Raw genomic sequence first — 13,814 nt, forward strand, 5'->3', positions numbered from 1 at the left:
TTATTCTTCCGTCAATGAAGTGTGGATCCTATCTAATACAGGCTTAAATAAATAATTTAATAAAGAACGATCCCCTGTGTTAATAAAAACATCAACAGGCATTCCAGCTTTTAAAGTGTTTTTCTTTTCTGTTAATAAAGTCGTGTCAGTAACATTAATAAATACTTGATAATAAGGTTCAGAACTTCTTTCATCAATTAATCTATCCGCAGAAATTAAGGCAACTTCACCAGGAATTTTTGGCGTTGTATTTTGGTTAAAAGCACTAAACATCAAATCAACAGGAAGACCAAGTGTGACTTTATCAATAAGATGTGGTGCTAAACGTGCTTCTATGACTAATTGATGATCATTAGGTACAATTTCCATAAGTGTTTGCCCGGTTCTGACAACACCACCTTGAGTAAATATAGATAAATCCATTACAGTGCCAGAAATAGGTGCCATAACTTGCATTTTAGTCAATTTATCTTTCTCAATAATAAGTTGTTTTTCAGTTTCACTTAGTTTTAGTTGAACTTGATTTAGCTCTGTACGAGTCTCTTGAAAAAAACGAGCACTACGTTGCAGTATGCGTTGCTCATATTCTAATTTTTGTTTTTCTAATGTACTGATTTGCCCCAAAGCTTCATTTAATTGATGGTCGTTTTCAGCTAATTCACGTTCAACCTCTTGATAACGATGGCGTGGTATATAACCTTCATTAGCTAATATTTGTAAGTCTTTTATTTGTGATTGTAAGCTATTGATTTGTGCTTTTTTATTTAGTAATGATTTTCTAAGATGGATTAAACGATTTGAAATACCATCAATAACAGCATGGTAACCTTTTATTTCACTATTTAATTCAGCGTTTTTTTCATTAAGTAATTGATTTTGTAGTAGCGTAATTTTCTTTATATTCTCAACAGGAGAATAATAAACCTCGTGAGGATCTAATATAAATTCTGTAGCAGAATTTAGTTCTGCATTTAATCTTTGCTGTGTGATGACTAAGTTGTCATATTGTTCTGATAATGATTTTACTAATGCTTCAGATTGTATCGGGCTTAATTTAACAAGCGTTTGTCCAGCATTAATCTGATCACCATTATTAACTAATATTTCAGTAATAACGCCTTCTGTAGGTGATTGAATGCTTTTCTTATTTCCAGATATAGAAACATTGCCTGTAGCAGCAACACCTTTATCAAGTGGAGCAAAAGCAGCCCAAAAAATAAAAATAGAGAGCCCAAATAAAATGACTAACCACCCAATAATTAAATAGCGTTTAGGATCATCTGAGATATTTTCTAATAAATTATCGCTGTTTTTATCTTTAGTCATGATTATTTTCCAAGATATTATGCATTGCTACCAGCAACAGGTGCTGTAGATGGAACATGAGTATTCGGTGTTGCCGATGATTTATTTAATTCATTAATAACTGCGGTGGTAGAACCAAATAACTTGGTATTTCCATCAACTAAGACTAAAAGTTTGTTAGTAACAGAAAGCAACTGTTTTTGATGTGTGATTAAAATAACTGTTTTTTTATTTTGTTTTAGCGTTTGGATAGCATGTACTAACGCCTTAATACCTATATCATCTAAATTTGAATTAGGTTCATCTAAAACAATAAGAGATGGATTGCCATATAAGGCTCTAGCTAATGCAATTCTTTGTCGTTGACCACCAGAAAGACCTTCACCATGCGCACCAATTAATGTTTCATAACCTTGAGGAAAACGTAGGATCATTTCATGTACATGAGCCATAGTTGCTGCTTGAATAACTTTTTGCGGATCTACTTTTGAGAATCGTGCAATATTTTCAGCAATAGTACCTGGAAATAATGCTATTTCTTGTGGCAAATAACCAATATATGGCCCAACTTCATTTTTGTCCCATTGGAATATATCGGCATTATCTAATCGAACAGTTCCTTTTTTAACTTGCCATATACCAACAATAAATTTAGCCAAAGAAGATTTCCCTGATGCACTTGGGCCTATAATACCTAGCACATCGCCAGAATTGAGTGAAAAATGAATATCACTTAATAATATTTTTTCACTTTGTGGATATTGTGCTTGTTGAATATCAATGGATAACTGGCCTATAGGGGCAGGTAATGCCATTTTTTTATTTTCTTCAGGATAACTTTTTAATAATAGTATTAGTCGGTTATATGCGGCTTTACTACTATCCCAACTTTTCCATGCTCCAATAACTTGTTCGATAGGTGCTAAAGCTCGACCTAATAATATTGAGCCGGCGATCATCATTCCGGGACTAATAATATTATCGATAGCTAACCATCCACCTAAACCTAGCATTAAAGATTGGAGGGCCATTCGTGTTACTTTTGTTACTGCGTTAATACCTGCGGCATTATCACTTGCATGTGTTTGTGCTTGTAAATACTGTAAATGAGATAATTGCCATTGTTTACGTAATTGGCTTAGCATTCCCATCGCTTCAATAGGCTGAGTATGCTCAAAATGATGTCCTTGCGTTATTTGAGCTTGATTAGCAAATTCATTTGCTTTTTTTAAAGGGCTTCTCGATAAATATTCATTAACAAAAGCGAGAATAAATAAAACTATGGCACCACATAATGCAAATAATCCTAACCAAGGATTAAATAATGTGATGACTAAAAGATAAATAGGAAACCAAGGGAGATCAAAAAAAGCGAATAGGGCATGACTGGTGATAAATTGACGTATGGTTATTAAATCATTTAATGCCAAAGAAGGGTTAATACCAGGTGTTTTATTGAGCTTTGCTTGATATGCAGCAGTATAAACACGTGAATTAAGCGATAAATCGAACTTATTACTCATTCTAATGACAATAATGCTTCTTAAATATTCTAATCCTCCCATAAAAACAAAAAGAGCTAGCATAATCAGTGATAACATTAATAATGTCATTTCGTTTCCAGAAGGTAAAACGCGATCATAAACTTGTAGCATATAAATGGAAGGGACTAACATTAGAATATTTATTAAAGCTGTAAATATACCAATAGAAAAAAAAACACGTTTTCTCTCTTTGATAATATTCGTTACTTCATTATTATATTTATCTGTTGGCATGGTATTATCCTGAGTTATTACTTATTTTACTAATACTTACTGTTTTTATAAAATATAATTTATATTAATAAGCTGTTTAATTTATCATTATCAAATAATAGCGATATAAAAAAACAGCTTAATAAATCTCAACTGAAAAATAGGAGAAGAGAACTACTCCTATTAACAATTAATTAAACAATAAAATCAGTTTCGTAATTTACCGTACCAACAATATCAATTTTGAATTCAGGATTATATCCATTATAAATATTGATTAGAAGTTCACTAGATTTTGTCGATTGATCATAGTTAATTGTTGCTTCACCCGCTTTACCTGTCAGTTTATCAACAAAATTAATAAACTTCTGACCAAAACTATTTTCAATTAATTCAGACAAATCAATTTTATCTATTCCAGTTTCAAAATCCATGATTTTATCTGGGGAATGTGAATAAGAGTCGGAGGCTTCTTTATAAACAAAAGTATTACTACCTGATCCGCCGTATAAAATATCTTGGCCACCGCCACCTATAATAATATTATCTGCATTATTACCATGGATAATATCATCACCAGAACCACCAATGGCATTTTCTATTATTACACCTTTTGCGATAGAAACATTCTTCTGTAATCCGCCGACATCTGAAAAATAACCATCGCGTAAATCAATAACTTGATTTTGGTGAAATCCAGAGAAATCGAATGTATCGTTACCACCGCTATCCCAAACTGAGAATATTAATTTGTCATTACTACTTGTTGCCGTGTAATAATCAATGCCAGTATTTGAATTAAAGCCATAAACATCATCGCCTGTTCTTGTTTCAGTATTTGCACCGTAGAGATATTGAATGGCTGAAATATCATGAAGTAAAGGTGCACCCGCATAAGCACCTTGGAAATGAGCACCTGTTTCATACTCTTCCCAGTAACTCATCACAGTATATTGGCGACTGTCTTCAGCATAATCAGATTTTAAGTATCCAGGTACATTTTGACCTGCATTATAATCACCAGGATGCATTAAACCAAGTGTATGACCAATTTCGTGGATTAATGTTAAACGGCCATAATTACCTAATTCAGGTGTTGTATTACCAGCATAATAGTTGTCACTAAACCATGCTTGACCTGAAAGATCACGACCATAATGGTAAGTATTTGGTAATGTGGCATAAGCTTGGAATTTACCATTTGGGTCAGTAATATTTCCAAAGGTAAGATCTGATTGAGCATTCGGGCCAACTTCAATAAATTTAATATTGGCGACATCCGCCCATGCATCTAAAGATAATTTTGCATGTTCTTTCTGTGCTGAATTAAACTGGTAGGGGTTTTTATCACCAAAGTCATTAAACTTCTTACCTTCCCAAGTAGGAAACGAATAAGTAACGGTTGCGCTTTGACCAATAACATATTTACCATTCCATGTGGAGTCTTCACGGGCAATATGTTTTCCTGCTTTATCATAATCAAAAGATAGCAAGTTATTTGCCGAATAGTTATAGAAAACGCCACTCTTATCTAATAAGTCAGATATATTTGATAATCCAGCTGTTTTTTTAAATAAAGAAGAACTCATAATATCCTCCGGATATTAAATTTAATTTAAGTTATTTTCATATTGAAAATAGTTTTTTCTGGCGAGTGCCAGACTTAATAAAGATAGACATTTATCTGTTTTAATCCAGAGGCGAAAATATGATTTTAAATAATTGTGAAGTAAGGTGTGTTTTAAATACTAATAGTTTAATAAAGTAAATAAACTAGAATGTTATCTTAACGGAGGAGATCTTTTTTAGTGTGATTATTTATGGTTGATATTTAAAATATATTTAAGTTTTGTTTTGCTTAAATTAAATTTTATTAGAGTGTTATTAGACCTAAATTTTAATTTAGGCCATGTTATAGTCTACTCGCTTTATCTTTTCATTGGGGATTTTTACTATAATAATTAATTAAATAAGTCCTCGTAATTAAATTCTCCTAAAATCTCTACTTTTAAAATAGACAAACTCAAGTTTTTTTTGTTGTTTAATACTATCGTTGTTATATTATCTATCTCTTGATAATTCATTGATAAATAAATTTCATTATTTGATATTAATTTATCAATATTTAAGTTAATTCCATCCTCATCAACAAATACAATAAAATCGTCATTTTTTTCAAAATCTCTAATTATATTTTGGCTATTGCTTTTATTATAAAAATTGAATATAAATATATCACGACCTTCTCCACCACTGAGTTCATTAATACCATTACCACCACAAAGTATATCATTACCACTATTACCATAAAGAAAGTCATTATCTTCACCGCCATAAAGCGCATCACCACCATTTCCTCCATACAGTGTGTCGTTTCCATTATGACCAAAAAGAATGTTGTTACCTTCGCCCCCATAAAGACAGTTATTTATTTCATTACCATAAATTGTATCATCTCCCATTCCTCCTATCGCATTTTCAATAATAGAATCGTATGCAATTGAAATATTACCTCGTAATCCTCCTATGTCAGAAAATGCACCTTGATTAAGATCTATTTTTTGTACATGGTTATATTGAGAAAAATTTAAGGTATCAATACCACCAGCATCCCAGATGCAAGAAACTAATTCATCTTTAGGTGATTTTAAAGTATAAAAATCTCTTTGAGTATTTGAAAAAAAACCATAAATAGTATCATCTATTCTTGTTGACATATTTTTACCATAAAATTTTTGGATAACATAAATATCAACTAACATTGGGCTCATAGGATAATTAAAGTTAAAATTGGCATCTTTTTCTTTTGGATAGTTATAGGCCATAACAGAATATTTTAAGCTATTTTGCTCAGAATATTTAAACTCTTCTCCAGATTTAAATGTATGTGGTAGGCCAAGTGCATGACCTAATTCATGCCTATATGTACATTCTTTATAGCTACCTTTTTGGGGCGCCAATATATCGTTATTAATGTGTGCATTACTATTTTTATTTATATATAGAATAATTCTGTCATTAATTTCTTCAAAATAAGTAGTTATATCATCTGAGTTTTCTTTAAATTTATTTATTTTTATTCTTTGATGTTCAGTCATCTCTGATTTTTTTATTATTTTTAATAAATAAGTTTCAGAGATATTTAGCCAAATTTGCCCTCCTTTACTATAATCTTCAACTTTAGCTATTTTTTTATTTTTATTGATATTGTTTTGAGGAAAAAAAGTGGCTCCACCAATGGAATGATGAGTATCATTCGTTAGTTCATTTATATTATTATAAACGCCAAATTTAATATTAGTATCATGGCTATTATTCTTTTCAATGAATTTTATATTAGCGATATCTGACCATTGTTGTAAAACATACTTTGCCAGATCCTGTTGAGATTTATTCAATGTTGTTATTGTTTTATATTTATTCTCTCTTAAAACACTCCAATTTGGAAAGCTGAATGTGATTTCTGTAAAATCATCTTGAGATTCATATTTAATCCATCTTTTAAGTGGCTTAAAACTTTTAATTAAATTAATAATATTATCAAATTCTAATGGTTTCTTTTTATGATTATCACTCATAATATATAATATCCTTATTATATTATTATAAAATAATTAACTAGCTATGTTTTGATTTGTATTTTAAAGATAATTATTCTTTAAATAAAGAAAAAACATTGTTTTAATTTTGAGGTTATTAATTTTATTTATATAAAAGATATTCAAATAAAAAATGATAATAAATCTTTTATGGATTTATTATCATTTAAATTTAAACAACGAAAGTATCAATATTTACGATTGTATCGTTTATGCATAAGTTTTATTTTCTTTCTCTTTAAATGCAAATGTAAATATAATTGCTAATATTAATGTATATGAAGCAAAAATTAACCATATGGATTGCCAATCTTTTACACCATTTATAGTGAAGTGGTCAATAATCATCCCGCTAATAATTGCACCAGCATAAGCACCCACACCATTTACCATGGTCATAAATAGTCCTTGAGCACTTGCTCTTATTTCTGGTTTAACTTCATTTTCAATATAGATAGAGCCTGAAATATTAAAGAAGTCAAAAGCACATCCATAAACAATCATTGAGAGCATTAATAGAACAAAGCCCCAAGGTGATGGGTCGCCATAGGCAAAGAAACCAAAACGTAGAGTCCAGGCAATCATACTAATTAGCATGACTTTTTTAATACCAAAACGTTTAAGGAAAAAAGGAATTGCCAGAATAAAGGCAACTTCAGCCATTTGTGAAACAGATAATAAAATAGAAGGGTATTGAACAATTAAACTATCTGCGAATTCCGGATTTTTAGCAAAATCATGAATAAATGGACTACCAAAAGTATTGGTAATTTGAAGAACGGCACCTAATAACATGGCAAATAAGAAAAATACTGCCATAACTGGTTTTTTAAATAATACAAATGCATCTAAGCCTAAACGTGAAGCCCAAGATGTTGATTGTTTATGTTGTGCTGTAGGAATTTTAGGTAAACACAATGAGTAGAGAGCTAAACATAATGATGCAAAAGCAGCAATATATAATTGTATATTACTTAATTCGAGTTTGAATAAACTCACACACCACATTGCAATAATAAAACCTATAGTGCCAAAAACGCGAATAGGTGGAAAATTAGCAATAGAATCAAGATTATGTTTATTTAAACAAAAATAACCAATTGAATTAGATAAAGCAATAGTAGGCATAAATGCCATTGCATTAATTAACATTACCCAAAACATGATAGAAGGATCTGTAACAGAAGCAGCATAGAATAAAGCAACAGCACAAATAAGATGACAAATTATATATAAGCGATTAGCAGGAATAAATTTGTCGGCAATTATACCTAATAAACCGGGCATAATAAGGGCTGCAATGCCTTTAGAGCCATAAACTAATCCAACTTCTACACCCGTAAATTTTAGAGTTTGCATCATGTATGCACCTAGGGTTATTAACCAACTTCCCCAGATAAAATATTGCATAAACATCATGCCTTTAAGCTGTAATTTTATTCCCATAACAATCTCCACTGTTGGGGATATAGAGTTAAGAAAATCTCAGGCAGCTATCTGAGATCTTCTTTTTCTTTTATTGATATAAAGTTATAGGCGGGCAATGACTTCAGTAATTAATTTTAAAAATGTCGATTTTACTCGTTCTGCGGTTTCAATAACTTCATCATGGCTAAGAGGTTGTTCTAAAATACCACATGCCATATTGGTTAAACATGAAATACCAATAGTATCAATACCTGAATGGCGAGCGATCAAAGCTTCAGGTACAGTAGACATACCAACAGCGTCAGCACCCAGTGTTCTAATCATGCGGATTTCGGCAGGCGTTTCATAAGTAGGGCCTGTCCACCATGCATAAACGCCTTGGCGCAATGTGATCTCTTGTTCTTTGGCGATATTGATTACAGTTTGTCTCATAGCCTTGTTATAAACTTCACTTACATCAAGAAAGCGAACACCTAATTCTGAATTGTTTGGCCCCATTAATGGGTTGTTAGCAGTAAGGTTGATATGATCAGTTATTAACATCAGATCACCTGGGTTAAAATCTGTATTAACCGCTCCACAAGCATTGGTAATAATTAATTTTTCTACGCCAAGTGCTTTCATTACTCGCACAGGAAAAGTAACATCATCTAGTGATACACCTTCGTAGTAATGAAAACGTCCTTTCATTGCTACAACCGTTTTACCTGCAATTTTTCCTATCACTAATTCATTAGCATGACCAACAGCACCTGAAGCGGCAAAGTGTGGAATGTTGTTGTAAGGAATATGTACAGCGTCTTCTAATGTGTCAGCAAATGGCCCTAAACCCGATCCTAAAATAATGCCAATTGTTGGTTTGTGTGAAGTATGGGATTGAACATAGGCTTTAGCTTCATTGATATCTGTAATCTGGTGCATGTTATTTCCTCAGGGTAAATAGTCATTAATTCTTTAAGTCAGTATTAACGATACTTTGCCTGATAAATAGAAATGGACAACTTACTTTTTCTCATTTTGAGATTAAGATCATGTTGCTGCTTTAGATTAAGGAACTATTGCTTTTTTTACAGTAAGATAGCGACATCTCTTGAGTTTTATATTTGATAATTTTATAAAGGAAATAGTTATGCTATTGAAAAACTTAAAGGAACTTCAATCTTCGAAGCAATCAAAAGCATTAAAATTAAAGATCCTTTATAAACTTATCGCAGAAAATGGCCCGATAAAAACAGAAACATTAACCGAATTAGCGCAAATGAAACCAGCAACATGCGCACGACTACTTGATGAGCTTTGCCATTTGGAATTAATTACTACTGCAGAATTAGGCGAATCCACCGGTGGAAGAAAACCTATTTTATATAATATTAATACTGAAGGGGTGTTTTTAATTGGTATTGAGTTAAGTAAAGTTTATTCCACTCTTGTGTTGATGGATCTAAAACTTAATATGTTAGATAAAATAAAGTTAGCACCAGAGCCTTATTTGTCTGCATCCGAGATGACCCAGCGACTTCTGCCACAAATAGATAGCTTATTACTAAAAAATAATACGAGTTATCACCAAGTATTAGGATTAGGTATTTCAATTGAACATGTTGTTGAACATCGACTTGCATTTAAATCATTAGATGAAGAGTTTCGCGAGTTTGAAACATTATTACGTAAAGAAATTCCAACTTACGTTACTGTTGGCAGTGGTGTTAATTTTGCTGCACTAGCTGAATATCGTTTATATTATCGTCAAAAAACTCAACGTTTTTTATTTACCTCTTGTGATACGGAAGTAAGAGGATGCGCTATTATTGGTAATCAGTTTTTAACAGATACTTCTCGTGCAATAAATTGCTTTGGACATATGACTATTGATGTGAAAGGCTCTCTTTGTGAATGTGGCTCGTATGGTTGTTTAAATACACTTTGTTCTTTAGATGCAATAAAAGATAATGTTACACATCAAATACGTCGTGGAAAAGATTCAGTATTAACATCATTAATTGATAAAGACGAAGAAATAACTTATCACGCAATATTTCAAGCGATAGAAATGTGTGACCCACTTTGTATTGATGTATTAGAAGAGGCGGCTTATTTTTATGGGCTTGCTATTGCAAATTCAATTTTAATGCTTCAGCCTGATATTGTTGTTTGTGGTGGTACTTTGATCCCTAAACACAATTTCTTTTCTACTGTTAAAAAAACAATTGAAAATAAATTAACGCTATTTCCAGAGATTAAAACACAAATTTATCCTGCAAATCATGCTTATGAAATTGTATCGCAAGGTGCAGGAGCAATGGTATTAGAGCATTTAGTTAATTAATTAGAAAAGGCGTTGTAAATTGATCACAACGCCTTTCTAGTTTTTTATTATCGTATTTTTTATAGCATAAACCCTGGTGGTTTTGCCCCTGAGGAGGCATTTTCTGTTGTATTGACAATATTTAGGATTAAAACTCCTTTAATTTATCTCATTGTGAAGAAGATGATTCTTTTTATTTTTTGTTTAATTTAAACTACTCAAATCAACATACTGTTATGTTCGTTCCTTTACCCCGATGCCTCTGAGCATTTTGGAGCAGATGAAAACATGCCTTATATTCCCAGAGAAAAAATTGATTACCAAGCTATTGGTTATCGACTTCGCGCTTATCGCATTGCATCTTCACTAAAAGCTGAAGATATCGCAGAAAATTTAGGTATTTCTCGCGCTGCTGTTTATCGGTTAGAAAAAGGCGAAATTGTTAAAATTGAAACTCTCGATAACCTTGCTCGATTATTAAATACCTCTTTGAGTAGTTTATTGGGTATTAATACAGAGTATTACTCTAGTGCTAATGGTTTTTTTGAGCGAATGCGTCAATTAGAGTCTCAATCTTCACATATTTATACCCACTTCGAACCTTTTTCTTATTTATTAACATCAGATACTTATGATAAAACATTAGTTGAAATGCTGACCGAAGCTTCACCTTTAAATTTGTTATCAGAAAAACAAGAAGAAGTTTTATCTATCTTAAAAGAGCGAAAAAAGCACCAGTCATTACATTCTCCACATATTTATAACCTAATTAGCCAACAGCAAATTGAAAAGTTTCTTTATGTCGGCATGTTGGGTTCGGTTAATTTAACTAAATCTGTGCAGTACGAAAGAAAGCAACGAGCAAAAAATGAAATTATCCATTTAATTGAAAAATTAGAGCAAAAAAATAGTTATCTTAATATTGCGATAATTTCAGATACGATGCCGTCTCTTACATTCCAACTTTTTTATCAGGATAAATCGCCACTTTCGTTAGCCGTCAGCCCGTTCCGTTTAGGTGAATTTCCTAATGTTAGTACGGGCATTGCGACGGTAACTTCATCAACCGAAGCCATCTCTCAATATCAATCTCTCTTTGATAAGTTATGGTTAAAGGCAACAAAAGGGAATGATGCAATTAACTTATTAAAAGAGATTGTAAAAGATTACTGATTAGCCAAAGTACCTAAGGTTTCAGCTAATAAATCAGCGGCTACAGCGATATCTTTAAATTCAGTAAATTCATCTGGATGATGGCTAATGCCAGCAACAGATGGTGTAAAGATCATCGCTGTTGGATAAAGTGATGCCATGTTCATTGAGTCATGTCCTGCGCCACTTAGCATGGTCATATAGCTGATTTCATTTTTCTGACATAAGCTTTCGATAACTTGGCAAATTGAATCATCTAATTTAACTGGGGATTCAGCAGAAACGGGTTGAACATCAATAGATACACCAAAGTCTTTTACTGCTTTTTCTACGCTATTATTTAAACGTTCGACTACACGCTGAATACTTTCTGTATCGATACCACGTATATCAACAGAGAATTTAACTTGCCCAGGAATAACGTTCATGGAGTTAGGAACAACGTTGAGTTTGCCCACCGTTCCTACCGTGCCATATACCGCTTCTGTACAGGCCGCGTGATTAAGGTCAGTGATAATGCCAGCACTTGCTACTAACGCATCTTGACGTTGATACATTGGTGTTGCACCAGAGTGATCAGCATGGCCGTTTACAGTAACTGAAAAGCGAGTAGGGGCAGCAATACCGTTGACAATGCCCACTGTTTTTTTATCGTTTTCTAAACGTTTACCTTGCTCAATATGAAGTTCAACAAAAGCACTATAGCGGTCTGGTTTCACTAAACAACTTGTTAAATCATCATGCTGATAACCTAATGATTTTAAAACTTCAAAATAGTTATTACCGTCGTCATCTTTGTTATTTTCCCAACGTGCACGGTCAATTTTACCTGTTAATACTTTGCTGCCAATGCAGGAAAAACCGAATCGACTGGACTCTTCAGCACGAAAAACAACTAATTCAAGGTCGCGATTAAGTTGTTGCGGCTTGTATTGCATTAAAGCATAAAAGCCCGCAATAACACCTAATGCGCCATCGTAAGCACCACCTTGTGGCACTGTATCAAGGTGTGAGCCTGTACCAACAGCAGGAAGTGAACGATCTTTTCCTGGTAAGCGCGCATAAAGCGTACCAATACCATCACGATAAACTTCCAGTCCTGCTTCTTTCATTAAACTAGCAAGATAAAGGTGAGCGGCTTCGTCCTCTTCGCCATAGGCAATTCGAGTTATTCCTTTGCCACTGTTATCTTTTTTGTAGATTTTCATTGATTCAATCAATGCTTTCATGTCATCAATTGAATAGTTATTTGCTGTATTTTGTTGAGTCATAATCGGCTCTCCCGTGGTTTTTTTAAAATTTAGTCTAAAAAATGAGACAGTTTTAAGATTAAAAAAGCCATCTTTAGAGATGGTCACTATTTTTATAATCAATGCCTATTATATTTACTGATTAGTTTTTATTTCGTCAATGATAAATAATGTGAATTTTATATTATGTGAGGTAGGTTTTAATTAAAAAGCTATATATAGCTAGGTTATTTCTTAAATGAACTTAAATTGTATGATAAATGTTATAAAAGCGATCTCTTTTTTTATTTTAAATATATTTAAAGCTATGCTTTTGATTTGTAAATAAAATAACAATTAATAATGATGGCTGTTTTATAATTTTAATTACAGTTTTTTCTTAATAAAAAAGAGCACTTAAGGATATTTTAATATAAAATTTTATTTATATAATTAAGTTTTTAATTATTAAAAAATATGCTCTGTATTATATATTCGAACTTATAGTCTTTTTTTATTTTTATTTTTATTTTAGCTTGATGGGATTTTGTTTTTCTACTAAGTAGAAAATTAACTTTACGCTATTGATGTGAACTTTTAAATATTACGCTATAATGTCCAATAAATAGGGTGGGGATTTATTAAAATTATTATATTAAATAAGGATATTAAATAAGGATATTAAAAAGATGTCCGAGCTTGAACTAGACTATAGTTACAGTGATATATATAGAGATATATTAAAAAGAGAATCTATTTATTTAAGAAAAACAGCAACGAAATTTTCCTATCAATATATTGGTGATGCTTCAGTAAGAATGGTGTTTTTAAATTAAATAGAACAACTTATTGCTAGAACATAGTTAGAGGTAAATAGTTACTGCTTAATTTTATCAACAGGGTTAGATAATATTTCTGATGAATTTGAAAGATTAGAATTACAGGATAACTTACTAAAAAAGCGAAGTGTAATGCAATATACCGTTCTTGAAACAATACGTGAAAAGAAGAAAGCGAAAAAACAGTAAGTTAGTACTAA

At 31.9% G+C, this 13,814-nt stretch carries 10 protein-coding genes; 3 read left to right on the top strand and 7 right to left on the bottom strand.

Annotated elements, in window-relative coordinates; genetic code table 11:
- From M997_RS05900 to M997_RS05925, 6 genes are all read right to left on the bottom strand, one after another.
- Positions 1 to 1,326 carry an HlyD family type I secretion periplasmic adaptor subunit gene (locus M997_RS05900; protein WP_064719187.1) on the bottom strand — a complete coding sequence of 442 codons (1,326 nt, stop codon included), beginning with the start codon at positions 1,324 to 1,326 and terminating at the stop codon, positions 1 to 3.
- 17 nt (positions 1,327 to 1,343) lie between these two features.
- Positions 1,344 to 3,083: a type I secretion system permease/ATPase gene (locus M997_RS05905; RefSeq protein WP_064719188.1), complete on the bottom strand. Its 1,740-nt coding sequence runs from the start codon at positions 3,081 to 3,083 to the stop codon at positions 1,344 to 1,346.
- A gap of 173 nt (positions 3,084 to 3,256) precedes the next feature.
- On the bottom strand, positions 3,257 to 4,651 hold the full coding sequence (gene zapA / locus M997_RS05910; protein ID WP_064719189.1) for a ZapA family metalloprotease: 1,395 nt from the start codon (positions 4,649 to 4,651) through the stop codon (positions 3,257 to 3,259).
- 372 nt (positions 4,652 to 5,023) lie between these two features.
- Positions 5,024 to 6,640 carry a M10 family metallopeptidase C-terminal domain-containing protein gene (locus M997_RS05915; protein ID WP_064719190.1) on the bottom strand — a complete coding sequence of 539 codons (1,617 nt, stop codon included), beginning with the start codon at positions 6,638 to 6,640 and terminating at the stop codon, positions 5,024 to 5,026.
- Positions 6,641 to 6,871: 231 nt separating this feature from the next.
- A complete protein-coding gene (locus M997_RS05920) occupies positions 6,872 to 8,107 on the bottom strand; it encodes a nucleoside permease (protein ID WP_064719191.1) in 1,236 nt (411 codons plus the stop codon).
- 84 nt (positions 8,108 to 8,191) lie between these two features.
- Entirely contained in the window at positions 8,192 to 9,010 is an 819-nt protein-coding gene (locus M997_RS05925; protein WP_064719192.1) for a purine-nucleoside phosphorylase, read from the bottom strand.
- Between the two features lie 208 nt (positions 9,011 to 9,218).
- Here M997_RS05925 and M997_RS05930 point away from each other — a divergent pair, with 208 nt between their 5' ends.
- Together M997_RS05930 and M997_RS05935 are read left to right on the top strand one after the other, a co-directional pair.
- Positions 9,219 to 10,415: an ROK family protein gene (locus M997_RS05930; protein ID WP_064719193.1), complete on the top strand. Its 1,197-nt coding sequence runs from the start codon at positions 9,219 to 9,221 to the stop codon at positions 10,413 to 10,415.
- Between the two features lie 267 nt (positions 10,416 to 10,682).
- Entirely contained in the window at positions 10,683 to 11,567 is an 885-nt protein-coding gene (locus M997_RS05935) for a helix-turn-helix domain-containing protein (RefSeq protein WP_064719194.1), read from the top strand.
- Here the strand turns inward: M997_RS05935 and M997_RS05940 are convergent.
- Entirely contained in the window at positions 11,561 to 12,817 is a 1,257-nt protein-coding gene (locus tag M997_RS05940; protein ID WP_064719195.1) for a M20 family metallo-hydrolase, read from the bottom strand. The two genes, M997_RS05935 and M997_RS05940, sit on opposite strands and share 7 nt — an antisense overlap.
- A 647-nt stretch (positions 12,818 to 13,464) precedes the next feature.
- On the opposite strand from M997_RS05940, the gene M997_RS17430 reads away from it, so the two are divergent.
- Positions 13,465 to 13,611 (top strand): hypothetical protein, encoded by a 147-nt coding sequence (locus tag M997_RS17430; RefSeq protein ID WP_156510809.1) that lies wholly within the window; start codon positions 13,465 to 13,467, stop codon positions 13,609 to 13,611.
- Positions 13,612 to 13,814 lie beyond the last annotated feature (203 nt).

Source organism: Proteus hauseri ATCC 700826 (assembly GCF_001654965.1).
GTDB lineage: Bacteria > Pseudomonadota > Gammaproteobacteria > Enterobacterales > Enterobacteriaceae > Proteus > Proteus hauseri.